The sequence below is a fragment of the Streptomyces sp. NBC_00448 genome, assembly GCF_036014115.1.
Lineage (GTDB): Bacteria > Actinomycetota > Actinomycetes > Streptomycetales > Streptomycetaceae > Actinacidiphila.
Genome location: NZ_CP107913.1, coordinates 8,618,672 through 8,644,554, shown reverse-complemented (window position 1 = coordinate 8,644,554; position 25,883 = coordinate 8,618,672). Strand labels below are relative to the sequence as shown.

Genomic DNA, 25,883 nt, shown 5'->3' with positions numbered 1-25,883 from the left:
CTTGGCATCGATATCATCCTGTGCAACAGTTCCCCCGAGGTTGCTCCACCCGTGAGCACGTCACTAGGGAGCGAGCATGGCGAAGTCGGCGGTGGACCGGACGGTATCGGTATCATTCCGCGGGATGGCGGTGGGCGTGGACGCCGATCAGCGGGACACTGCCGATCAGCGGGACGCGACGGCCGCCGTGGTCCCGGTCGGGAGCCCGGCGCAGCCACCCGCCCCGATCCTGTCCTACCCGCGGGGCGAACTCCTGCGGGACGGCGAGCCGCACCGGATACTCGCCGGGTCGCTGCACTACTTCCGGGTGCACCCGGCTCAATGGGCGGACCGGCTGGCCCGGTTGGCCGCGCTGGGCCTCAACACCGTGGACACGTACGTTCCGTGGAACTTCCACCAGCCGCGCCGGTCGGCGCCCCGCTTCGACGGTCCGCGCGACCTCGCACGGTTCCTCGACCTCGCGCAGGACGCCGGCCTGGACGTGATCGTCCGCCCGGGCCCGTACATCTGCGCGGAGTGGGACAACGGCGGGCTGCCCTCGTGGCTGACCGGCATGCCCGGGCTGCGGCCGCGCACCTCGCAGCGGCTGTTCCTGGACGAGGTGGCGCGCTGGTTCGACGTCGTGGTGCCGAAGATCGCGGCGGCGCAGGCGGCGTACGACGGGCCGGTGGTCGCCGTGCAGGTGGAGAACGAGTACGGCAGCTACGGCGACGACACCGACTATCTGGAGTGGCTGCGGGACGCGCTGGTGGATCGCGGGATCAGCGAGTTGCTGTGCACGGCGGACGGCCCGACCGAGCTGATGCAGGACGGCGGTTCGCTGCCAGGGGTGCTGACCACCGCGACGTTCGGCTCGCGGGCCGGGCAGGCGGCGCGGCTGCTGCGCGAGCGCCGGGCCGACGAGCCGTTCGTCTGCGCCGAGTTCTGGAACGGCTGGTTCGACCACTGGGGCGACCCGCACCACGTCCGCTCGGCCGACAGCGCGGCGGGCGCGCTCGGCGAGATCCTGGACGAGGGCGGCTCGGTGAGCCTCTACATGGCGCACGGCGGCACCAACTTCGGCCTGTGGGCGGGCGCCAACCATGACGGCACCCGCTTCCAGCCGACCGTCACCAGCTATGACTCCGACGCGCCGATCGCCGAACACGGCGCGGTCGGGGCGAAGTTCTTCGCGCTGCGGGAGCGGCTGCGGGCGGTGGCCGCCGGGACGCAGGACGGCGCCGCGGCGTCCGAGGTACGGGATCGCCCGCTGCCGCCGCCGGCCGAACTGCTCGCCCCGCGCGACCTGCCGGTGCGGCAGGGCGCGGGTCTGCTCGGCGGGCTCGCCGCGATGTCCACGGCGGTGCGCTCGCCGTACCCGATGAGCTTCGAGGAGCTGGGGCAGCCCTCCGGCTTGGTGCTGTACCGGGCGTGGCCGCGACTGCCGCACGGCAGCTGCGAGTTGACGGTGACCGGACTGCACGACCGGGCGCAGGTCTTCGCCGACGGGGTGCCGTTGGGCGTGATCGACCAGGAGACCGGCTCGCTGGCCGTCGAGGGCACCGGGCAGCGGGTCCGGCTCGAACTGCTGGTGGAGAACCAGGGCCGGATCAACTACGGCCCGCTGCTGGGCCAGGGCAAGGGCATCCTCGGCGGGGTCCGCGTCGAGCGGCGGCTGGTGCACGGCTGGGAGATGTGCGAACTCCCGCTGGACGAATGGTCGCCGGACGACGTGCGGATCGCGCCGGACGCGGCCCCGCCCTCGGGCGGCGCGGGCTTCGCCGTCGCGTCGTTCAGCGTGCCGCGGCCCGCCGACACCTTCCTCGCCTTCCCCGGCTTCGGCAAGGGCTTCGCCTGGGTCAACGGCACGCTGCTGGGCCGCTATTGGGAGATCGGTCCGCAACTGACGCTGTACGTGCCCGCGCCGCTGCTGGCCGCGGGCGGCAACACCGTGACGGTGCTCGAACTGGAGCGCTTCGGCGACCGGATCGAGCTGCGCGACCGGCCGGAGCTGGGCCCGCCGCAGGAGTTCGTGGAGACCTTCGACTGAGGCCCGCCCCCATGACGTGACCCGGGTCCCGGTGCCTCCGGGCCCGGGTCACCCCCACCGCGCTCCCCCGGCCGCTCCGCGTCGGTGCCTTCCGGCGCCCACGCTTCCTTCCGCGTCCCCTTCTTCTTACTCTCCTTGCTTCTCCTTCTTCGCGCGGCTCGGCTGCACCCGCTTCGGCTCGCCCGCCATCTTCGGGTGGTCCGGCGGATAGGGCAGGTCGCCCAGCCCGTGCTCGGCCTCGTCGCGCGCGGCCAGCTCCAGGGCGGCGTCGAGCCGGAAGGCGTGCTCCTCCATGTCGGCGTGCAGGTCGCCGACCTCGGCGTACCGGCCCGGCATGGTGGCGAGGTCGAAGTCGGCGGGCACCGCGCTGTCCAGCTCGTCCCAGCGCAGCGGTGCGGAGACGGGGGCCTGCGGGCGGGGCCGTACCGAGTAGGCGCTGGCGATGGTGCGGTCGCGGGCGGTCTGGTTGTAGTCGACGAAGATCTTCGCGCCGCGCTCCTCCTTCCACCAGGCGGTGGTGACGTGCGCCGGGTCGCGCCGCTCCAGTTCGCGGGCGATCGCGATGGCCGAGCGGCGGACCTGGACGAAGGTCCACTCGGGGGCGATCGGCACGAAGACGTGCAGGCCCCGGCCGCCGGAGGTCTTGGGCCAGCCGGTCAGGCCCAGCCCGTCGAGCACGTCGCGCAGTTCGTGGGCGGCGCGCACCGCGTCGGCGTAGTCGGTGCCCGGCTGCGGGTCGAGGTCGATGCGCAGCTCGTCGGGGTGCTCGGTGTCGTCGCGGCGCACCGGCCAGGGGTGGAAGGTGAGGCAGCCGAGGTTGGCCGCCCAGGCGACGGCGGCGGTCTCGGTGGGGCAGATCTCGTCGGCGTGACGCCCGCTGGGGAAGGAGATGCGGCCGGTCGGAATCCAATCGGGCAGGTTCTTGGGCGCGCGCTTCTGGAAGAACGACTCGCCGCCGACGCCGTCGGGGTAGCGCTCCAGGGTGGTGGGCCGGTCCCGCAGGACGCGCAGGATGCCGTCCCCGACGCTCAGGTAGTAGTGGACGACGTCGGCCTTGGTGAAGCCGCGCTCCGGGAAGTACACCTTGTTCGGGTTGGACACGCGGACCGTGCGCTCGCCGACCGTGAGTTCCAGCGCCTCTGCCATGCCCCTCACGCTAGGCCGCCTCGCCGCGGATCGCCCGTCGGCGCGGGAGCCGCCTCACGCGCGCGGGCCGGGTCTCCCCCTCATCGTCACTCGGCGGGCGCCCGGCCGCGGTGCGGCGGAGAATCCCGGCATGGACCTTCCCGTGATGCCGCCGGTGCGGCCGATGCTGGCGAAGTCGGCGGCGGCCGTCCCGCCGGGGATGCTGTACGAGCCGAAGTGGGACGGCTTCCGGGCGATCGTCTTCCGTGACGGCGACGAGGTCGAGCTGGGCAGCCGCTCGGGCAAGCCGCTGACCCGCTACTTCCCCGAACTGGTCGAGGCGCTGCGCGAGCAGGTGCCCGCACGCTGCGTGCTGGACGGGGAGATCGTGATCGCGCGGGACGGCCGGCTGGACTTCGACGCGCTGCTGGAGCGCATCCACCCCGCCGACTCCCGGGTGCGCCATCTGGCGGAGGTCACGCCGGCGAGCTTCGTCGCGTTCGACCTGCTGGCGCTGGACGACACCTCGCTGGTGGCGGCCCCCCAGCGCGAACGGCGCGAGGCGCTGCTGCTCGCGCTGCGCGACGCGGCGGCCCCCGTGCACGTCACTCCCGCCACCGACGACCTCGCCGTCGCGCGGGAGTGGTTCGCGCAGTTCGAGGGCGCGGGCCTGGACGGCGTGGTCGCCAAGCCGCACGAACTGCCGTACCGGCCGGGGGCGCGGTCCATGGTCAAGGTCAAGCACGAGCGGACCGCGGACTGCGTGGTGGCGGGGCTGCGGCCGCACAAGAGCGGGCCGGTGGTCGGCTCGCTGCTGCTGGGCCTGTACGACGCGGACGGCCGGCTCCAGCACGTCGGGGTCTGCGCGTCCTTCCCGATGGCCCGGCGCGCGGCCCTCATGGAGGAACTGGCGCCGCTGCGGATGGAGTCGGTCGAGGGCCACCCCTGGCAGGAGTGGGCCAGCGAGGAGGCGCAGTCCGCCGGCCGGCTGCCGGGCGGGCCCAGCCGCTGGACGGGCAAGAAGGACCTCTCCTGGGTGCCGTTGCGCCCGGAGCGCGTCCTGGAGGTGGCCTACGACCACATGCAGGGCGACCGTTTCCGGCACACCGCCCAGTTCCGCCGCTGGCGCCCGGACCGGACCCCGGACAGTTGCACGTACGCGCAACTGGAGGAGCCCGTCTCCTACGACCTGGCGCAGGTGCTGGGCGGCGGCGGGCCGACCGGCTGAGCGCCGGGCCCGAGCCGCGCGGGCTCAGGGCTGTACGGGCTCCGCGCCGGCCCCGGGTGCCGCGCTGTCCTCGTGGGTGCCCTCCTCCTGTTCCTGGGCGGTTTCGGACTTCTCACGGGACGGCTCCGCGCCGGATGCCCCCTGCGTGGACGCGGCCGGGCCGCCGGCGACGATGCGCAGCGCCTCGGCGAGGTCGCGACCGGTGGGGGCCTGCTCCGGATCGATGAGCCACAGCGCCAGCACGCCCGTGAGCAGGGCCTGGTGGAACATGCCGACCAGCTGCGCCGACTTCTCGTCCGCGGCGCTGTCGACGCCCTGGAAGAGCTCGGCGATCGCCTCGTGGGCGTCCGGCAGGGCCCCCGCGATCGTCTTGCGGAGCTCCTCGTCGTGCGGGATCTGTGCGAAGACCTCGAAGCTCACTCGCCACAGGCGGCTGTTGTCCGGAAACAGTTCGATCATCCGCGTCCAGGTGGACTCGAAGCGCTCCAGCGGGTCCTCGGACGCGGGGGCCTCGGCCGGAAGCGCGCGCAGCATCTCGCTGCCCCACTCGTTCATCGCCCTGATCAGGGCGGCGCGCAGCAGGACTTCCTTTGTCCCGTAGTGGTAGCCGATGGAAGCAAGATTGGTGCCGGACGCCGCCACAATGTCACGTGCCGTAGTCCGGGCGTAACCCTTTTCATACAGGCAGTGCTTGGCGCCTTTGAGCAGTTCCTCGCGATGTCCCATGGTCCAACTGTAGCTCTGGATCAGACGTATGTATTACACACTGCGCGCAATTCGTAGGAACGCATGTGGCTGCTGGTGAAGAAGCCGCTTTGCCGGACGAAAAGCCGAGGTGAGCGAGGGCGTGGCCCGGGACGCGACCGCACGCCGCGAACCGGCCCGCGCCCCCGCCCACCTGGCGTCGAGCCGATCTCCCGAGGGGCCGGCGCGGCCCGCGGACCCCTCCGCGCACCCCTCGGACGGCGGCGCGCGGACCCCCGGGGGCGGCCGGCGATCGGGCGACCGGGGGGAATTCCGGGCGCCGGAACAGGGTCGGGCGAGGGTCGTCGGAAAAACCGCCGAGCCCGGCGAACCGAGGTGGCGGAATTTCTCCGCGTGGCGCTCCGCGGTGGGCTCCGGTCCCCCGGCCGGCCGTCGTCCGGCACCTTTTCCCGTTCCCGTACAGGGCGGACAAGGGGCGTTCGGCCCAGGAACACGCGGCGAGCCGAAGCCCCCTTCTCCCCGCCACCGCATAACATTCCGACCCGATTCCGATAGCCATTCCCGAGGAATATCGCGGGTATCCGCATTCGCCGGAGGCCCCGGCGCGGACCCCGCTCCCGCACGCGGACGCGGTAGGGGCCGTATACAAGCGAAAGTCATCCAACTGTCAACCAGATTTTTCCGGCCAGGCCATTCCGGCGCGTCGGGGCAACCCGGCAGCGGCCGCCTCGGCCGCCGATCAACGGCCCGCCCGCGCGGGCGCGGCCGCTCGGCCACCGGCGTTCGCAGGGCGTCCGGCCTGGGCCGACGCCCCCGCTCAGGGTGTGCCGGCTCCCCCGCTCCGACGGCGAACCGGCCGAATGTGGATCATAGGGGCCCGCGGACCGAAGGAGCCCTGTGAGTCCGCCACGAACTGCCGCGGACTTCAGGACCGGAACGTGCCCCCGCGGCTAGCCGGCGGAGGGACATCTCCCCTGATCCAACCCCCTATGCGCCCGTAGAGAGGGCGCCACCCCTACATGCGAACTTACTGCCGTGCAACTTGCGGTCAGCGCGAAACGACTGCCCGCTCTCTAGACTTACGCCGTTGATCGCACGTTGCATCGAGTCGCCAATTCGGGGGAAGATGATGACTCTCGTGGAACATCGTATGGACATTGAGATCATCGAATCAACACTGGCCGATTTCCTCTCCGGGCAAGCCCGTCTGCTGTTTATCGAGGGCGCCTCAGGCTGCGGAAAGAGCGATTTAATCGACTTCCTCGCAAAGCGAGCGGTGGCCGAGGGCGCCGCCCTCCTGCACGGGGTCGGGTCACCGGGCGAGGCGGACGTCCCGTCGGGAGTACTGCGGCAACTGCTCGCCGACGCGCCGACCCCGCGGCTGGCCCAGGTGCCGCAGGCCACGGACGGACGGCCGCGCGCCGAGGCCATGCGCGAGTTCTGCGCGGCGATCCAGGAACTGAGCCAGAAGGTGCCGGTCGTCTGCTGCGTGGACGACCTCCAGTACGCGGACGCCGTGTCGCTGCAGTACCTCCAGGCGCTCATCCGGCACGCCCGCACCGGTCCGGTCTTACTGGTGGCGGCGCGGTCGCTGCACTTCAGCTCCCAGGACCCCACGTTCGACACGGAGTTGCTGCGCCGGCCCGACTTCCGGCGCATCCGGCTGGGCCGGTTGAGCGAGGCGGCCGTCGCGGAGGCGGTCGCCGGCTACCCGCGGATCGCCGCCATCCCCGGGTCCGCCGCGGCGCTGCACCACATCAGCGGCGGCAACCCCCTTCTCCTGCGGGCCCTGCTGGAGGAGACCCGCGCCACCGCCCCGCCCGCCACCACCACGGAGGAGTTGGAGCCGGAGCGCGGCGGGCTCTTCTCCCAGGCCGTGCTGACGTGCGTGCTGCGCAGCGGCCCGGCGGCCTTCGACCTGGGCGTCGCCCTCGCGCTGCTCCAGGACCGCGGCTCGCCGGAGCAGGCCGCGCTGCTGCTGGGCATCCCGGTCTCCGCGGTCGAGCAGGCCGACACCGCGCTGCGGGCGGCGGGCATCCTCGACGGCCACCGCTTCCGGCACCCGGGCGCCGCGGCCGCCGTACTGGACGCGCTGGAGCCGGCCAAGCGGGCCCGCCTGCACCGGCGTTGCGCCCGCCTCGCCTACCAGGCGCAGGAGCCGGCCGCGAAGGTCATCCAGCACCTGCGCGCCTCCGTCCACGCCCACGAGCCGTGGCCGGACACCCTGTGGGCGGTCGACGTGCTGCGGGAGCGAGCCGAGCAGCTGATGGTCACCGACGACCCGCGGCAGGCCGCCGACCTGCTCCACCTGGCCTACGACGCCTGCACCGACGAGGGAACGCGGGCGGAGATCAAGACCCGGCTGTCCTCGATCACCTGGCGGTTCGACCCGGCCGCGGCCGAGAAACACCTCACCGAACCGCTGCGGCTGGCGCGCGCGGGCCAGCTCAGCAAGGGCCGGCTGACCGCTCTGGTCCGCTCGCTCAGCGCGCAGGGGCGGATCGCCGAGACCGACGAGGTCCTGCGGCGGATGAACCCGCCCGGGCCGGAGTCGGACACGGCGCACGATCCGTATCCGAACCTGCCCCACGCGGCCTTCTGGGCGGTGCGGGACCGGGGCATGAGCGATCTGGCGGACTGCGAACGGTTCCTGCAGGACGCCGTCCTGACCGAGACCACGCTGCTGCCGATCGTGCAGGCCCTCCAGACGCTCATCCTGTCCGAGCACCCGGAGCGGGCCACCCCGTGGTGTCAGACCTTCGCCGACGACGCCGCCTGCCGCAACGCCCCCGCGTGGACCGCGGTGTTCGCCACGCTCCACGGCGACGTCCTGCTGCGTCTCGGTGATCTGCGCGGCGCCGAACGGCAAGCTCTACGCGCGTGGGAGGCGCTGCCCGGCCGCAACGGCACCGTCTTCGTGGCGGCGCCGGCGGCCCTGTTGATCAGGGCGCGGACCGCGATGGGCCAACACGCCACGGTGGCACGGCTGCTGGACCTGCCCATCGCCAACTCCCGTGACGACAGCGTGTACCTGTCCTCCTACCTGTACGCGCGTGGCGTGCACTACGTGGCGACCAACCAGTACGCCTCCGCGCTGCGTGACTTCCTGGAGGTCGGCAGGCTGTTGCGGTCATGGGGACTGGACAGGCCGGTGGCCCTGCCGTGGCGGACGGAGGCCGCGGACGCGCTGGTGCGGCTCGGGGAGCCCGAGCAGGCCGAGCAGTTGGTGGCGGAGCAGTTGTCCCTGCCGGACGCCCGGCATCCGCGGGTACGGGGCATCTCGCTCCGGCTGCGCGCGGCGATCCGGCCGCCGGAGCAGCGGCAGGCGCTGCTGAAGGAGGCCATCGACGAACTGCGGCTGTCGGGGGACCGGGTGGAACTGGCCCGGGCGCTCGCCGACCTCGGCCAGCACCTCCAGGCGGTCGGGGAGACCAACCGGGCGAGCATGCTCACCCGGCGGGCCTGGAACCTGGCGCACGCGTGCGGCGCGAAGACGCTGCGCGAGGTCATCCTGCCCGGGCTCGCCGCGCAGTTGAACCCCTGCTATCCCACGGTGCCGCGGCAGAGACGGGGAGCCGAGGAGAGCGACGCGAAGCTGAGCGAGTCCGAGCGCCGGGTGGCCGCGCTCGCCGCGCACGGCTACACCAACCGGGAGATCTCCTCGAAGCTGTACATCACGGTCAGCACCGTCGAGCAGCATCTGACCCACGTCTACCGCAAGTTGAGCATCAGCCGCCGCCAGGACCTGCCGGTGGACCTCCCGCTCGGCTCCATGGAGAGCGCCTGAGCGACCGGGCGACGCGCAGGGCGGCCGCCCCACCGGCCGCCCCGTCCTGCCTCCCCACCGGCTTGCCCCACCGACCGCCCCATCGGCTGCCCGTCCCGCCGCCGCACCGACTGCCCCACCGGCCACCCTCGTCGCCGGCGCCGGCGGCGGAAACTGTGGGCGTTCGCACACCCGCCGTGCAAAGCAACCTGGAGTACGTTGACCCTCGGCATATCCAGATGCGACGGACGGGGGTCCTGTCAGGATGTCGGAGCCGGTATCTGATGAGCGGAACTGCCTCGAACTGGACGACGTCAGCGCCGCGGCCTACCGGGAAGCGATCCAGATCGGAACGTTCTCCCGCCAGGAGCTGGGCGACCGGATGGAGTTGCCGTCGGAGGAGGTCGTCAGGGCCGAACGGGTCCTGCGCCGGCTCCGCCTCCTGCAGGCGATGCCGGGCGCGCCGGACGTGCTCGTCCCGGTGAACCCGGACGTCGCCTCCGCCGATCTCGTCGGGCCGCTGGACGAGGAGGTCCACCGGATACAGAGGGCGGCGGCCGAGATCCGCAGCCAACTGCTGTCGCTCGTACCCGTGTACTTCGAGGCGCGCCGGCGGCGCAACGAGGTGGAGGCGTTCGACATCGTGTCCGACGCCGACACCGTCCAGTCGATGCTCGACCACTACCGCAGGCGGTGCCGCAGCGAGGTGCTGGACGTGCAGCCCGCCCGCCCCCGGTACGGCGCCGAGTCGGACCGGCCCGGGCCGTCCATGCTCTCCGCCCTCGAACGCGGGGTCGAGCTGCGGACGATCTACCAGCACACGGCGCGCGGTGATCTGACCACCATCGCCTACGTGCGGCAGATCACCGCCCGCGGCGCGCACGTGCGCACCACGGAGGAACTCGTCGACCGGATGGTCGTCTACGACCGGGAGGTGGCCTTCCTGCCCGCGCAGTCGGCCCGGGGCGGCGGGAGCGGGGCGGTCGTCGTGAAGGAGCCGAACCTGGTGGCCTTCATCTGCTCGCTCTTCAACTACTTCTGGAGCCGGTCGGTTCCGTTCGCGCCGAACACCGCGTCGCCGGCGCCGCGCACCGACGACCTGAAACGGTCGATCCTGCGGCTCATGGCGAACGGCTACAAGGACGAGATGGTGGCGCGCCGGCTCGGGATGTCGGTGCGCACCTGCCGCCGGCACATCTCCGACCTGACGGAGGAGCTGAAGGCCACGAGCCGGTTCCAGGCGGGTGTCATCGCCGCGCAGCGCGGTCTGATCGACGGCCAGCCGGAGCCCGGGGCGGGCTGGCTCGACGACAGGTGAGCGGTCACAGCCCCGCGAGGAAGGCCAGCAGGATCTCGTCGAAGCGCTCCGGCTCCTCCAGGTGGGGCAGGTGGCTGGATTCCTCCAGGATCTTCCAGCGCACGTCGGGGATCAGGTCCTGGTAGGGCTGCACGGTCGCCGGCGTCGCCTCGTCGTGGCGGCCTGAGATCAGCAGCGTCGGCACGGCGATGTCGGCGATGACGTCCTCCACGGACCAGTCGCGCAGGGTGCCGACGACGTGGAACTCGCTCGGGCCGTTCATGGCGTAGTACACGGTGGGGTCGTTGTACAGCTCGTAGAACGACGCGGTCCAGTCCCGGGGCCAGGGCTTGAGCCGGCACACGTGCCGCTCGTAGAAGGGCTGCGCGACGGCGTGGTACGCGTCGGTGTCAGTGGTTCCGGCCGCTTCGTGACGGGCGAGTTCCTCGTCGGTGCCGGGCGGCAGTTGGGACCGCAGCACCTTCATCTCCCGCATCCACAGCGGGTAGGAGGCGGGCGAGTCGGCGATGACGAGGCCGCGCAGCCCGGCGGGGCGGGTCGAGGCGTGCTTCGCGGACAGCAGGCCGCCCCAGGACTGCCCGAACAGGATGTAGTCGTCGGCCACGCCCAGGCCGCGCAGCAGGTTGTCGAGTTCGTCGAGGAACAGCTCGACGGTCCAGAAGTCCGCGCCGGCGTCCGGCAGATGGGTGGAACCGCCGTTGCCGAGCTGGTCGTAGTGGACGACCGGCCAGCCGTGCGCGGCGAAACCGGCCAACCTGAGCAGGTAATCGTGCGTGCTGCCGGGACCGCCGTGCACGGCGACCAGTGCCGGCCGGCCGGCGCCCAGCTCGCCGGTGACGCGGTACCAGGTCCGGTAGGGACCGAACGGCAGGGTTCCTCGGGCGCTCGGGGCCGGGTGCATGATGTCCATCGCCTCTCTTTGACACGTCGGTGACACGTCGGTTCCTGACGGTGGGGGGAGGCCGGCCGGGCCGGCCTCCCCCGGAGCCGCCCGCACAGGGGCGGGCGCCGCTCAGTCCAGGGTGGTCAGCCACTCCTGGACGACCCGCGCGGTGTCCGCTGCCTTCCCCTCGATGAGGCTGAAGTGGTTGCCCGGGACGGTCCGGTACTCCTGGCGGCTGTCCCAGGGCTTCGCCTGCCAGTCGTCGTCGGGGCCGGCCGAGTCGCCGGCGCCTGGCAGGAACGACTCCTCCGCCCCGACGAACAGCACCGGTGCCCGCAACTCCCCGACGGTGAACTGCGGGACCAGGTCGAAGTAGCAGCTCATGGCCGACAGCACGGTGCTGTCGAACATCTCGTACTCCGAGTCCTTGGCCACCAGCCCCATCACCAACTGCCGCATCAGGTCGCGCTGGTCGCCGTCGCCGGTGTCCACCTGGTAGGTGTCGATCAGCACCAGGCCGGCGGGACTGACCCCCATGTGCTGCTCCAGGTGGACCGCCACCGCGTGGGCGATCACCCCGCCCCCGGAGTAGCCGAGGAGCACGAACGGCTCGCCGGCCGCCGTCTCGACGGCGCCGGCCGCGAACGCGGCGGTCGCGGCCTGGACGGACGACGGCAGGCTCTCGCCGTGTCCGAAGCCGGGTGTCGGCAGCGAACTGACCGAGCGCAGGCCGCGGAAGGGCGCCGCCAGCCGGGCGTGCTGGTGCGGGCCGGCCGTCGCCATCGGCGAACTGATGCAGATCAGCCGGTTCGTGGCCGGTCCGTCGGCCAACCGCACCCCGACGGGCGGGTGTTCCAGCTCCGTCACGGAGGAGAACATCGGCCGCAGCGCGGCCACCGCCCGCAGCAGGTCGAAGCCCTGCGGGACGTTGTCGGACAGCACCGCGCCGCGGAACAGCTCCGACAGCGTGTCGGGGCGGCGGCCGGGCACCTGCTCCGGCTGCTGCGCCGCCGCGGGTTGCCCGGCGAGCGTCCCGTCGAGCTGGCCGGCGAGCTCCTCGTGCAGCCGGGACGCCAGCTCGGCGGGCGTCTTGGCGTCGAAGACGGCCATGGGCGGCAGCCGCAGTCCCGTCGTGGCGTTGAGGTGGTTGCGCAGCTCGACGGCGCTGAGCGAGTCGAAGCCGGACTCCAGGAAGTCCCGTTCGGGCTCCACGGCCTCCGGCCCGCTGTGGCCCAGCACCATCGCCGAGTACCGCAGGACGACGTCCTGGATGGCCCGCTTCTGCTCGGCCTCGGCCATGCCGGCCAGCTGCCGGCGCAGCGAGACCGCGTCGGCGCCGCCGCCCGCCGCACGGCGCCTGGCCTTCGGCGCGAGCCCCCGCAGCAGCGCCGGCGGCTCGCCGGACCAGCCGCGCAGCCCCCTCGGATTGACCCGCAGCGGCACCAGCGTCGGGTGCGCGGTGGTCAGCGCCGCGTCGAACGCCGCGAGGCCCTCCTCCTCGGTCAGGGCGGGCAGGCCCTGGCGCTTCATGCGCTCCCGGTCCGCGTCGGTCAGCCACCGGCTCAGCCCGGTCGCCACGTCCCACAGGCCGTAGGCGAGGGAGCACGCCGGCAGGTTCAGGGCGCGCCGGTGCCGGGCCAGCGCGTCGAGGAACACGTTCGACGCGGCGTAGCCCGCCTGGCCCGCGGCCAGCACCAGGCCGCCCGCGGAGGAGAACATCACGAACGCCGCCAGGTCCATCTCCCGGGTCAGCTCGTGCAGGTGCCAGGCGGCGTCGGCCTTGGGCCGCAGCGACGTCTCGACGTTCTCCGGGGTCAGCGCGGAGACCAGCCCGTTGTGCGCGACACCGGCGACGTGGACCACGGCCCGCAGCGGATGCCCGTCGGGGATCGCGGTGAGGACACCGGCGAGCGCCGAGCGGTCCGAGACGTCGCACGCGGCGATCGTCACCTCGGCGCCGGCCCGCCGCAGTTCCTCCCGCAGTTCCTCCGCCTCCGGGGCGTCCGGCCCGCTGCGGCTGACCAGCAGCAGGTGCCGGACGCCGTGCGCGGTCACCAGGTGCCGTGCGACCAGGCCGCCCAGACCGCCGGTGCCGCCGGTCACCAGTACGGTGCCGCCGCCGGCGAGCACGCCCGGTTCGGCCTCGCCCGAGTCGCCCTCGCGCGGTGCGCTCTCGGGCGGTGCGCTCTCGGCCGGTTCCTCCTCGGCCCTGACCAGCCGCGGCGCCAGCAGTTCACCGCCGCGCAGCGCCGTCTCCGGCTCGTCCCCGGCGACGGCGGCCGGGAGCGCCCGCTCCGACCCGGGGGTGCCGTCGACGTCCACGAGCAGGAAGCGGCCCGGGTTCTCCGCCTGCGCCGCCCGCACCAGACCCCACACCGGTGCCTGCTCCAGCCGGACGTCGGCGCCGTCGGCCGCACCGGTGGTCACGACCGCCAGCCGCGACCCGGCGTACCGTTCCTCCGCCAGCCACTCCTGGACCAGTGCCAGGACACCGTGGACGGTCCCGCGCACCGCGCCGGGCATGTCCGCCTCCCCGGGCGGGCCGTCCACGGCGGCCACCGCGTCCGCCCGTACGGCGACCACCTCGGGTACGGCGGTGCCGGCCTCGACGGCGGCGGTGAGCGCGGCGAGGTCCGCGTAGGAAGCGGCGTCGCCGAACCCGGTCGGGTCCGCGAAGGAGCCGATCAGCGCGGAGGGCACCGCGCGGGCGGGCAGGGCGACCGGCGTCCAGTCGATCCGCAGCAGCGGCTCCTTGCGCCCCGCGGCGGGCACCCGGAACTGCTCCGGCGACGCCTCCCGCAGCATCAGCGACTCGATGTGGACGACCGGGGCGCCCGTGGGGTCGGCGAGTTCGACGGACACCGCCTGCGGTCCCGTCGCGGCGATCCGTATCCGCACCGCCCGCGCGCCCTCGGCGTGGACCGAGAGGCCGCTCCAGGAGAACGGCAGCACGGTGGCGCCCAGCGTGTCGTCCTCGCGGATTCCGGCGAAGGCCATGATGTGCAGGGAGGCGTCGAGCAGGGCGGGGTCGACTCCGAGCCGGCTGACATCCTGGTGCGCGTCCTCGGGCAGCTCCACTTCGGCGAACAGGTCCTCGCCGCACCGCCAGGCGGCCTTGAGCCCCTGGAAGGCCGGACCGTAGCCGTAGCCGTAATCCGCCAGCCGCTCGTAGGCGCCGTCGACGTCGATGGTCGTGGCGTCGGCCGGCGGCCACTGGGTGAAGTCGTACGACGGTGCCGCCGCGCCGGTGCCCAGGAACCCCTCGGCGTGCAGCGTCCAGGACTGGTCGTCGCCCTCGGGCCGCGAGTGGACGGTCAGTGACCTGCGGGCGTCGCCCGGGCCGGACTCCCCCGGCTCCCCGACGGACACCTGCACCTGGACCCCGCCCTCCTCCGGGAGGATCAGCGGAGCGTGCAGGACCAGTTCGTCCAGCACGTCGCAGCCGACCTGGTCGCCGGCCTGCACGGCGAGTTCGACGAAGCCGGTGCCGGGGAAGAGAATCGCGCCGCCGACGCGGTGGTCGGCGAGCCACGGGTGGGTCGCCACGGAGAGCCGGCCGGTGAGGAGGACGGCCTCGGACTCCGCGAGCGTGACGGCCGCGCCCAGGAGGGCGTGATCGGGGGTGTCCAGGCCCGCGGAGGCCACGTCGGCGTGGTCCTCCGGGAGCAGCCAGTAGTGCTGGCGTTGGAAGGCGTAGGTGGGCAGGTCCAGGGCGTGGCGGGGCGCGGGGCCGGTGAAGGTCTTGCGCCAGTCCAGGACCATGCCCGAGGTCCACAAACGGCCCACCCCGGTAAGGAGTTCCGCCGCCTCGGGGCGATCACGGCGCACCAGCGGCACGATGACCGTCGAACTGGCCGCGCTGGTAGCTGTGTTGGTGGCTGCGTCGGCGTTTGCGTTGTCCGCTTCGGTGGCGGATTCGAGGCAGGGGGTGAGCATTCCGGACAACACCGTGTCCGGGCCGATCTCGACCCAGCGCGACACCCCCTCACCCGCCAGCCAGCCGACGCCGTCGGCGAAGCGCACCGCCTCCCGCACGTGGCGAACCCAATACTCCGGGCTGCACAGGTCCTCGGCTTGCGCGAGGGCACCCGTCACGTTCGACACGACAGGAATCTGCGGCGCCGCATACGACAGCCCCGCTAGTACCTCCCCGAACTCGGCCAACATCGGCTCCATCAACGCCGAATGGAACGCGTGGCTCACCCGCAGCCGACTCGTACGGCACCCCCGCCCCGCGAACACCTCCGCCAGCTCGGCCACGGCGTCCTCGACCCCGGACACCACCACCGACGACGGACCGTTCACCGCCGCAATGGACACGCCCTCCGGCAGTTCCGCACACACCTCGGCCTCCGAGGCCCCGATCGCCACCATCGCCCCACCCGCCGGCAGTGCCTGCATCAACCGACCCCGCGCCGCCACCACCCGCGCCGCATCCTCCACCGACCACACCCCCGCCACACACGCAGCCGCCACCTCACCGATCGAATGCCCCACCACGAAGTCCGGCCGCACCCCCCACGACTCCACCAACCGGAACAACGCCACCTCGAACGCGAACAACCCCGCCTGCGCCACCACCGTGTCATTCACCCGGCCCGTGTCAGACCCCCACAACACCTCCCGCAACGAGAACCCGAGATGACGGTCCAACTCCGCCACCACCTCGTCGAAGGCCGCCGCGAACACCGGAAACGCCCCACACAACTCCCGACCCATCCCCAACCGCTGCGCACCCTGCCCCGTGAACACGAACGCCGAACGACCCGAACCCACCGCCCCGCGACACACACCCGCCGCCCGCGCCTCACCGGCCGCCAACGCCTCCAACCCCCGCACCAGTTCGACGCGGTCCTGCCCGACGACCACCGCACGGTGCTCCCACGCGGCACGCCCCGCCAACGACCACCCCACATCCCCCACCGACACACCACTGCCAACCCCACCCACCCACTCACCCAACCGACCCGCCTGACCCACCACCGCCGACTCCGAACGACCCGACACCACCCACGCCACCAACCCCGAACCCGAACCCGACTCAGCCCCATCGGCCTCCACCGCTCCCTCCAGCGGCGGCAATTCCGAGCTCACCACCGGTGCCGGCTCAGGCTCGTCGGGGGCTTGTTCGATGATCACGTGCGCGTTGGTCCCGCTGATCCCAAACGACGACACCCCCGCCCGCCGCACACGACCCACCCGCGGCCACTCCCGCGACTCCACCAACAACTCCACGGCACCCGAGGCCCAGTCCACCTCACTCGACGCCGCGCCCGCATACAACGACCGGGGCAACACCCCCCGCCGCAACGCCTCCACCATCTTGATCACACCACCGACACCGGCAGCCGCCTGCGTATGACCGATGTTCGACTTCAACGAGCCCAGCCACAAAGGCGAGTTCTCCGCGCGACCACGCCCATACGTCGCCAACAACGCCTGCGCCTCGATCGGATCACCCAACGACGTCCCCGTCCCATGCCCCTCCACCACATCCACATCCGGCGCCGACAACCCCGCCGCACCCAACGCCGCACGAATCACCCGCTGCTGCGCCGGACCATTCGGCGCCGTCAAACCGTTACTCGCCCCGTCCTGGTTCACCGCAGAACCCCGCACCACCGCCAACACCGAATGCCCACCCCGCCGAGCATCCGACAACCGCTCCACCACCAGCATTCCCGCGCCCTCACCCCACCCAGTGCCGTCCGCCCCCTCCGAGAAGGACTTCGAACGGCCGTCGGGAGCAAGGCCGCGCTGGCGGCTGAACTCGATGAAGACGTCCGGGGTCGCCATCACGGCGACACCGCCGACCAGCGCGAGTGAGCACTCGCCCGAGCGCAGCGCCTGCACAGCGGAGTGAAGGGCGACCAAGGACGACGAGCACGCCGTGTCGATGGTGATGGCGGGCCCTTCCAGGCCGAAGGTGTAGGAGATCCGACCCGAGGCGATGGAACCGGTGTTGTTGTTGTTCGCGTAGTCGTGGTACATCATCCCGGCGAACACACCCGTAGCGCTCCCACGCAACGACGCCGGATCAATACCCGACCGCTCCAACGCCTCCCACGAAACCTCCAACAACAACCTCTGCTGCGGGTCCATCACCAACGCCTCATTCGGACTGATCCCGAAGAACGCCGGATCGAACTCCCCCGCATCATGCAGAAAACCACCGTGCCGAGTGTAGGTGGTGTTCGGCCGCTCACCCGTCGGGTCGAAGATGCGTTCCGTGTTCCAACCGCGGTTGGTCGGAAACTCGGAGATCGCGTCCACCCCGTCCGCCACCAGCCGCCACAGATCCTCCGGCGACTCCACACCGCCCGGATACCGGCACGCCATCCCCACGATCACGATCGGGTCGTCACCGTCCACCTGCGTGCGGAACGCCACCGGCGCCAACGCCTGTGCAGCGCCGGTCAGTTCGTCGACGAGGTGGGCCGTGACGGCCTCGGCGCTCGGGTAGTCGAAGACCAGGGTGGCCGGCAGGTGGATTCCGGTCGCCGTGTTGAGGCTGTTGCGCAGTTCGACGGCGGCCAGCGAGTCGAAGCCGAGGTCGCTGAAGGCACGGTCCGGCTCGATCGCGTCGGAGGACGCGTGCCCGAGCACGTCGGCGACGTGCTGCCGGACGAGGGTGAGCACCAACGCGTGCCGCTCGGCGGGCGCCAGGCCCGTCACCCTTCCGGCCAGGCCGGAAGCGGCGGCGCTCACCACGCTCTGCCGGGCGGGCACGCGCACGAGGTCGCGCAGCACCGGCAGGACGAAGCCGGAGGACACCGCCTGGGCGCGCAGGGCGGCGGGGTCCAGCCGGAGCAGCACGGTCAGCGCCTGTCCGGACCGCGTGACGGCGTCCGACCGCATGACCTCGTCGAACAGGGCCAGGCCCTCGGCGTCGGACAGCGGCGGGAAGCCCTGCCGGCCGAGGCGCCGCACCTCCACCTGCGTCAACTGGCCGCCCATGCCGGTCGCCCACAGGCCCCACGCCATGGACACCGCGGGCAGCCCGGCGGCCTTGCGCCGTTGGGCCAGGGCGTCGAGGAAGACGTTCGCCGCCGCGTAGTTGGCCTGGCCGATGCCGCCGAACGTGCCGGCCATCGACGAGAACAGCACGAACGCGGACAGGTCGAGATCGCGGGTGAGCTCGTGCAGGTGCCAGGCGGCCACGGCCTTCGGCAGCAGCACGGTGTCGAGCCGTTCGGGCGTGAGGGCGGAGACGACGCCGTCGTCCAGCACGCCCGCGGTGTGGATCACGCCGGTGAGCGGATGCGCAGCGGGGATGCCGTCGATGACGGCCGCGATCTGCGCGCGGTCCGCCACGTCGCAGGCGGCGATCACCACGCCCGCGCCCAACTCGACCAGCTCGTCGCGCAGTTCAGCGGCACCGGGGGCCTCGGCACCCCGGCGGCTGACCAGGAGCAGCCGTCGCACCCCGTGGGCCGTCACCAGGTGACGGGCCGTCAGCGCGCCCAGGCCGCCGGTGCCGCCGGTGATCAGCACGGTCCCGTGCGCGTCCCAGACCGGTTCGGCGTCGCTGGGCACGGCGCTCGACCTGACCAGTCGAGGCGTCCGCATGACGCCGTCCCGTATCGCGATCTCCGCCTCGCCGGTGGCGAGGGCGGTGGGCAGCGCGGTCCACGGATCGGTGGCGGCGTCGACATCCACGAGGACGAAGCGACCCGGGTTCTCGCTGTGGGCCGCCCGGACCAGGCCCCACACCGCCGATGCAGACAGCACGGCCTCGGACAGGGCTTCGGCCTCGGGTACGGCTTCGGGCACGGTTTCGGGCCGGGCCTCGGACTCGGGCTCGCCGTCCTCCGGCAGGCGGATCGCCCCGTCCGTCAGCAGCACCAGGCGGGACGGCGCGAAACGCTCGTCCGCGAGCCAGGACTGCACGACCTCAAGGGCACGGTGGGCGATGACGGTCAGGCCGGGGCCGTCTGCGCCGTCAGTGCCTTCGGCGCCGTCGAGAAGGGTGGCGTACGGCAGGACGACCACGTCGGGGAGCGGCTGTCCGGCTTCCAGCGCCGCGCCCAGCGCCTCAAGACCGGTGAACGAGGGGGGTTCGGCCGCTCCGGACCGGGCAGTCGCCGGTTCGGCCGCTCCGGCGGGCCGGATGACCGCCCAACTCGGCGCGTCGGCCGTGCCCGTGGGCGCGGGCAGCGTGGCCCAGCTCAGGTGGTACGGGACCTGCTCCGTACGGCGTGCCGCCGCGAGCTGTTCCGGGGAGACCTCGCGGGCGACGAGCGAGGAGACGCTGAACACGGGCTGACCGTCGGCGGTCGCGGCGACGATGGACATCCCGGCCGGGGCCGGACCGCCATCGGCCGTCCGTCCGGCTTCCTGCGGTGTCAGCCGCACCCGCAGCGCCGTGGCCCCGCGCGCGTGGAGCGCCAGGCCGTTCCAGGCGAACGGGACCACGGTGCGATCCTCGTCGTCGGTGTCCCCCGCGGCGACCAGATTGACGTGCAGGGCGGCGTCGAGCAGGGCGGGGTGCAGCCCGAACCGGAGGGCGTCGGCGTGGGACTCCTCCGGCAACTCCACTTCGGCGAAGAGGTCGTCGCCGCGCCGCCAGGCGGCCTTGAGCCCCTGGAAGGCCGGGCCGTAGACGTAGCCGGCGCCGAGCAGCCGCTCGTAGGCACGCGCCACCTCGACGGGCACCGCACCGGGCGGCGGCCACGCGGCGAGGTCGAACGCCGGGGCCTCCTGCTCAGGGGTGAGGACGCCCTCGGCATGCAGGGTCCAGACGGCCTCTTCACTGTCCTCCTCCGGCCGCGCGTGGATCGCGAGGGCCCGCAGACCCGCGGCGTCGGGCGCGCGCACCACCACCTGGACGGCTACGCCGCCGCGCTCCGGGAGGACCAGCGGGGCGTGCAGGGCGAGTTCCCGCAGGCCCCCGCAGCCCACCTCCAGCCCTGCGCGCAACGCGAGTTCGACGAAGGCGGTACCGGGCAGCAGGACGGCCCCGAGGATGTCGTGGTCGGCCAGCCAACGGTGGGTTTCCGTCGAGAGGCGCCCGGTCAGCACGACGGAGTCACCGTCGGGCGACGGCAGGACGGCGCTGAGCAGCGGGTGGTCGACGGCCTCAAGTCCCACCGCGCCCACGTCCGTTCCGCCGCGTGACGCGTCCAGCCAGTAGCGCTTCCGCTGGAAGGCGTAGGTGGGCAGGTCCACGACGTGGCGAGGCGCCAGGCCGGTGACGGTCTTACGCCAGTCCACGGTGACGCCCGAGGTCCACAACCAGCCCATGCCGGTGAGGACTTCGACCGCCTCGGGGCGATCGCGGCGTACCAGCGGGACGATGACCGCCGAACTGGCCGCATGCGTCTCGTCAGTTATGGTGACAGTTTCGAGGCATGGGGTGAGCATCCCGGAAAGCACCGCGTCCGGGCCGATCTCGACCCAGCGCGACACCCCCTCACTCGCCAGCCAGCTGACGCCGTCGGCGAAGCGCACCGCCTCTCGAACGTGCCGCACCCAGTAGTCGGGGGCGCACAGGTCCTCGGCTTGCGCGAGGACGCCCGTCACGTTCGACACCACCGGAATCGTCGGCGCCGCATACGACACCCCGTCCAGCACCTCGCCGAACTCCGCCAACATCGGCTCCATCAACGCCGAATGGAACGCGTGGCTCACCCGCAGCCGACTCGTACGGCACCCCCGCCCCGCGAACACCTCCGCCAGCTCGGCCACGGCGTCCTCGACCCCGGACACCACCACCGACGACGGACCGTTCACCGCCGCAATGGACACGCCCTCCGACAGTTCCTCGCGTATCGCTGCCTCCGAGGCCCCGATCGCCACCATCGCCCCACCCGCCGGCAGTCCCTGCATCAACCGACCCCGCGCCGCCACCACCCGCGCCGCGTCCTCCACCGACCACACCCCCGCCACACACGCAGCCGCCACCTCACCGATCGAATGCCCCACCACGAAGTCCGGCCGCACCCCCCACGATTCGACCAGCCGGAACAACGCCACCTCGAACGCGAACAACCCCGCCTGAGCAATGACGGTGTCGTTCACCCGGGCCGCATCCGAACCCCACAGCACCTCCCGCAACGAGAACCCGAGATGGCGGTCCAACTCCGCCACCGCCTCGTCGAAGGCCGCCGCGAACACCGGGAACGCCCCGCACAACTCCCGACCCATCCCCAACCGCTGCGCACCCTGCCCCGTGAACACGAACGCCGAACGACCCGAACCCACCGCCCCGCGACACACACCCGCCGCCCGCGCCTCACCGGTCGCCAACGCCTCACCGGTCGCCAACGCCTCCAACCCCCGCACCAGTTCAGCACGATCCTGCCCAACCACCACCGCACGCTGTTCCCACGCGGCACGCCCCGCCAACGACCACCCCACATCCCCCACCGACACACCGCTGCCAACCTCACCCACCCACTCACCCAACCGAACCGCCTGACCCACCACCGCCGACTCCGAACGACCCGACACCACCCACGCCACCAACCCCGAACCCGAACCCGACTCAGACTCGGACTCCGCGGCAATCTCCACCGGCGCCGGTCCAACCGCCGCCGACACCGTTCGAGCCTCTTCCCCCTCTGGCGCCTGCTCGATGATCACGTGCGCGTTCGTCCCGCTGATCCCGAAGGACGACACCCCCGCCCGGCGCGCACGACCCACCGGCGGCCACTCCCGAGCCTCCGCCAACAACTCCACCGCACCCGACGCCCAATCCACCTCACCCGACGCCGTTCCCACGTGCAACGACCGCGGCAACACCCCCCGCCGCAACGCCTCCACCATCTTGATCACACCACCGACACCCGCAGCCGCCTGCGTATGACCCACATTCGACTTCAACGAGCCCAGCCACAAAGGCGAGTTCTCCGCGCGACCACGCCCATACGTCGCCAACACCGCCTGCGCCTCGATCGGATCACCCAACGACGTCCCGGTCCCATGCCCCTCCACCACATCCACATCCGGCGCCGACAACCCCGCCGCACCCAACGCCGCACGAATCACCCGCTGCTGCGCCGGACCGTTCGGCGCGAAGAAGCCGTTGCTGGCGCCGTCCTGGTTGACGGCGGAGCCCCGCACCACCGCGAGGACGGGGTGCCCGTTCCTGCGGGCGTCGGAGAGCCGTTCGACCAGCAGCAGGCCGAGGCCCTCGCCCCAGCCGGTGCCGTCCGCCGCGTCCGAGAAGGACTTCGAACGGCCGTCGGGAGCAAGGCCGCGCTGGCGGCTGAACTCGATCAGCATCTCCGGCGTGGCCATCACCGCGACCCCGCCGGCCAGCGCGAGCGAGCACTCGCCCGAACGCAGCGCCTGCACCGCCAGATGCAGCGCCACCAGTGAGGAGGAGCATGCCGTGTCCACCGTCACCGCCGGCCCCTCCAGACCGAAGGTGTAGGCGATCCGGCCCGAGACGAGGCTTCCGCCGCTGGTGCTGGCGCCGCCGTTGCCCTGGCCGTAGTCGTGGTACATCAGGCCGGCGAAGACACCGGTCGAACTGCCGCGCAGCGCGGTGGGGTCCATCCCGGCCCGCTCGAACACCTCCCAGGACGCCTCCAGCAGCAGCCGCTGCTGCGGGTCCATGGAAAGCGCCTCGCTGGGGCTGATGCCGAAGAAGTCGGCGTCGAAGTCGGCCGCGTCGTAAAGGAATCCGCCCTCCGACGCATACGACTTCCCCGCCTTGCCGGGCTCGGGGTCGTAGACGTCCGGGTCCCAGCCGCGGTCGGTCGGGAAGGGCGCGATCGCGTCCACCTCGTCGGCCACCAGCCGCCACAGCTCCTCGGGCGAGGAGACGCCGCCCGGGTAGCGGCAGGTCATGGCGACGATCGCGATCGGCTCGGCGTCCTGACGGGTGACCATCAGCGGGGTCACCGGCACGTTCGCCACCGCTCCGGCGATCTCGTCGTCGAGGTACCGTGCGACGTCGGCCGCGGTCGGGTAGTCGAAGACGAGGGTGGCCGGCAGGCGCAGACCGGTCTCCGTGTTGAGGACGTTGCGCAGCTCGACCGACGTGAGCGAGTCGAAGCCGAGTTCCTGGAAGGCGCGGTCCGGCTCGATCGCGTCGGAGGACCCGTGCCCGAGCAGAGCGGCCACGCGGTCGCGGACCAGATCCAGCAGGACGCCGCGGCGCTCGTCCGCGGGCAGGCCGGCCAGCCGCTGGGCCAGGGCGGTGCCCTGGGACGGTCCGCCGGAGCCGGACACCTGACGGCTCCTGACCAGCCCGCGCAGCAGCGCGGGGACCTCGCCACGGGCACGCAGGGCCGCGGTGTCCACGCGCAACGGCACCAGCACAGCCGGTGCGGAGGACGGCGGCGTGCTCTCTGGCCCGGCTCCGCGCAGGGCGACGTCGAGCGCCGCGAGTCCTTCCTCCGCGGACAGCGGAGGGAAGCCCTGCCGCTTCATACGGTGCAGGTCGGCGTCGCCCAGAGCGGCGCCGAGGCCCGCTTCGACACCCCACAGGCCGTAGACGAGGGAGGTCGCCGGCAGGCCGTGGGCCCGGCGGTGTGCGGCCAGCGCGTCGAGGAAGACGTTCGCGGTGGCGTAGGCGCTCTGTCCGGCGGCGAAGAGCAGGCCGCCGGCGGACGAGAAGAGCACGAACGCCGACAGGTCGAGGTCGCCGGTCAGCTCGTGCAGGTGGTGGGCGGCGTCCGCCTTGGGCCCGAGAACGGCTTCCAGCCGCTCGTCCGTCAGCGCCGTCACCAGTCCGTTGTGGGCCACACCGGCGGCGTGCACGACGGCGGTCAGCGGATGCGCGGGGTCGATTCCGGCGAGCAGGGCGGCCAGCGCGTCCCGGTCGCTCACGTCGCACGCGGCGACCGTGACAGAGGCGCCCGCCGCGACGAGTTCCGCCCGCAGGTCCTCGGCGCCCGGTGCCTGGAGGCCGCGGCGGCTGGTCAGGAGGAGGTGCCGTGCGCCGTGGGCCGCCACCAGATGGCGTGCCACGAGGGCGCCGAGGCCGCCGGTGCCGCCGGTGACCAGCACCGTCCGCTCGGGGTCGAGTCGCGGGGTGTCCGCGCCGGTGACCATGTCGGGGTCGGGGTCGGTGTCGGTGACCGCGGCGGTGACCGCGCCGGTGATCTCGTCGGGTGCGACCCGGGCGAGCCTCGGCACCCGCGCCTGGCCGTCGCGCAGCGCGATCTCGGGTTCGCCGGCGGCCACGGCGGCACGCAGCAGCTCCGGCGCGTGGTCGCCGTCGAGGTCCACCAGTACGAACCTGCCCGGCTGTTCGGCCTGCGCGGCCCGCACCAGTCCCCAGACGGGGGCGAGCGCCAGGTCGATGTCGTCACCGTCGACCGTGGCGACCGCGCCGCGGGTCACGACCACGAGCCGCGAGCCGGCGAAGCGGTCGTCGTCGAGCCAGCCCTGCACGGCCGCCATGACGGTCGCCGCGCGAGCCCGTACGGCGGCGGGGACCGGACCCGCGGTCTCGTCCGGCGGCAGGGCGAGAAGCGCGACCGGGGGGACGGCGGCTCCGTCGTCATCGAGCGCGGCCCGCAGCGCCGCGACATCGCGGTACGCGAATCGCCCGGTCATGCCGAGCCGTTCGGCCGTCTCCGGGCCTTCCGTGTCCGTGTCCGCGGTGAGCAGTACCCACTCCGACGTCTCCGGCTGAGCCTGGGAGACGGGAGTCGCGGTCCACTCCACCCGGAACAGCGCCTGGTTCTGCGCCGCGCCCGCCGCCCGGGCCGCGCCCAGTTGCTCCGACGAGACCGCCCGGGACACCAACGACCGGACGCACAGGACCGGTTGGCCGTACGCGTCGGCCATCTCCATGGACACGCTGTCCTGGCCCTCGGCACGCATCCGCATCCGCAGCCCGGTGGCACCCGACGCGAAGAGGGAGACGCCGTTCCACGAGAAGGGCAGCAGCGTCTCCTCGCCGGTCTCCTCCTCCTGGAGCAGGGCCGCGTGCATGGCCGCGTCGAAGAGGGCCGGGTGCAGGCCGAACCGGGCGGCGTCGGGGTGTGCCGCGTCGGGCAGTTCGACCTCGGCGAACAGTTCGTCGCCGCGCTCCCAGGCGGAGGTGAGTCCCTGGAAGGCCGGGCCGTAGCCGTACCCGCGGTCCAGCAGGCGCTCGTAGCCGCCGGTGACGTCGATGGGCGTGGCGTCGGCCGGCGGCCACTGGGTGAAGTCGTACGAGGGCGCCGCCACACCCACGCGCAGGAGTCCTTCGGCGTGCGGTGTCCAGGGCTGGTCGGCGCCTTCGGGACGCGAGTGGATGGTCAGCGACCTGGCACCGGAGCCGTCCGCGCCGCCGACGGTGACCCGGAGCAGGACGCCGCCGCTGTCGGGCATGACCAGGGGCGCCTGGAGCGTCAGCTCCTCCACGACGTCGCACCCGAAGTGGTCGCCCGCGTGGATCGCGAGTTCGACGAAGGCGGTGCCGGGCAGGAGGACGGCCCCGAGGACGTCGTGGTCCGCGACCCACTCCTGCGTGTCGAGCGCGAGCCGGCCGGTGAAGACGGCCCCGTCGGTCTCCGGCAGGGCCACGACGGCGCCGAGCAGCGGGTGTTCGACCGCGCTCAGCCCCATCGCCTCGGGCCTGCCGCCCAGTTCGGCCGCGAGCCAGGACTCGGCGAGGAACTCCAGGGGGTGCAGCCAGTAGTGCTGGCGTTGGAAGGCGTAGGTGGGCAGGTCCAGGACGTGGCGGGGCGCGGGACTCGTGAAGGTCTTGCGCCAGTCCACGGCGACGCCCGAGGTCCACAACCAGCCCATGCCGGTGAGGACTTCGACCGCCTCGGGGCGATCACGGCGTACCAGCGGCACGATGACCGCCGAACTGGCCGCGCTAGTAGCCGTTGGTGGCTGCGTCAGCGTTATGCGTTGACAGCTTCGGTGGCGGATTCGAGC

The 25,883-nt window shown here is 72.7% G+C and carries 8 protein-coding genes; 4 read left to right on the top strand and 4 right to left on the bottom strand.

Annotated elements, in window-relative coordinates:
• Positions 1 to 124: 124 nt before the first annotated feature.
• Entirely contained in the window at positions 125 to 2,029 is a 1,905-nt protein-coding gene (locus OG370_RS37110) for a glycoside hydrolase family 35 protein (protein WP_328472185.1), read from the top strand.
• A 126-nt stretch (positions 2,030 to 2,155) separates the two neighbouring features.
• On the opposite strand, the gene ligD is transcribed toward OG370_RS37110, so the two are convergent.
• On the bottom strand, positions 2,156 to 3,175 hold the full coding sequence (gene ligD, locus OG370_RS37105) for a non-homologous end-joining DNA ligase (protein ID WP_328472183.1): 1,020 nt from the start codon (positions 3,173 to 3,175) through the stop codon (positions 2,156 to 2,158).
• A 130-nt stretch (positions 3,176 to 3,305) separates the two neighbouring features.
• Here ligD and OG370_RS37100 point away from each other — a divergent pair, with 130 nt between their 5' ends.
• The gene (locus OG370_RS37100; RefSeq protein ID WP_328472181.1) at positions 3,306 to 4,382 is read left to right on the top strand and encodes an ATP-dependent DNA ligase; all 1,077 of its coding nucleotides are present in this window, start codon (positions 3,306 to 3,308) and stop codon (positions 4,380 to 4,382) included.
• A gap of 24 nt (positions 4,383 to 4,406) precedes the next feature.
• On the opposite strand, the gene OG370_RS37095 is transcribed toward OG370_RS37100, so the two are convergent.
• A complete protein-coding gene (locus OG370_RS37095) occupies positions 4,407 to 5,108 on the bottom strand; it encodes a TetR/AcrR family transcriptional regulator (protein WP_328472179.1) in 702 nt (233 codons plus the stop codon).
• A 1,129-nt stretch (positions 5,109 to 6,237) separates the two neighbouring features.
• Here OG370_RS37095 and OG370_RS37090 point away from each other — a divergent pair.
• On the top strand, positions 6,238 to 8,874 hold the full coding sequence (locus OG370_RS37090; protein ID WP_328472177.1) for a helix-turn-helix transcriptional regulator: 2,637 nt from the start codon (positions 6,238 to 6,240) through the stop codon (positions 8,872 to 8,874).
• Between the two features lie 244 nt (positions 8,875 to 9,118).
• Entirely contained in the window at positions 9,119 to 10,171 is a 1,053-nt protein-coding gene (locus OG370_RS37085; RefSeq protein WP_328472175.1) for a helix-turn-helix transcriptional regulator, read from the top strand.
• 4 nt (positions 10,172 to 10,175) lie between these two features.
• Here the strand turns inward: OG370_RS37085 and OG370_RS37080 are convergent, their stop codons facing one another.
• A complete protein-coding gene (locus OG370_RS37080; RefSeq protein WP_328474774.1) occupies positions 10,176 to 11,072 on the bottom strand; it encodes a proline iminopeptidase-family hydrolase in 897 nt (298 codons plus the stop codon).
• A 111-nt stretch (positions 11,073 to 11,183) separates the two neighbouring features.
• On the bottom strand, positions 11,184 to 25,799 hold the full coding sequence (locus OG370_RS37075; protein ID WP_328472173.1) for an SDR family NAD(P)-dependent oxidoreductase: 14,616 nt from the start codon (positions 25,797 to 25,799) through the stop codon (positions 11,184 to 11,186).
• Between the last annotated feature and the right edge of the window lie 84 nt (positions 25,800 to 25,883).

What these genes read in the sequence shown, in the direction of transcription:
- OG370_RS37110 (WP_328472185.1), top strand. Translation starts at nt 125, where the DNA reads ATGGCGGTGGGCGTGGACGCCGATCAGCGGGACACTGCCGATCAGCGG.
- OG370_RS37080 (WP_328474774.1), bottom strand. Translation starts at nt 11,072, where the DNA reads ATGCACCCGGCCCCGAGCGCCCGAGGAACCCTGCCGTTCGGTCCCTAC.
- OG370_RS37100 (WP_328472181.1), top strand. Translation starts at nt 3,306, where the DNA reads ATGGACCTTCCCGTGATGCCGCCGGTGCGGCCGATGCTGGCGAAGTCG.
- OG370_RS37085 (WP_328472175.1), top strand. Translation starts at nt 9,119, where the DNA reads ATGTCGGAGCCGGTATCTGATGAGCGGAACTGCCTCGAACTGGACGAC.
- OG370_RS37090 (WP_328472177.1), top strand. Translation starts at nt 6,238, where the DNA reads ATGGACATTGAGATCATCGAATCAACACTGGCCGATTTCCTCTCCGGG.
- ligD (WP_328472183.1), bottom strand. Translation starts at nt 3,175, where the DNA reads ATGGCAGAGGCGCTGGAACTCACGGTCGGCGAGCGCACGGTCCGCGTG.
- OG370_RS37095 (WP_328472179.1), bottom strand. Translation starts at nt 5,108, where the DNA reads ATGGGACATCGCGAGGAACTGCTCAAAGGCGCCAAGCACTGCCTGTAT.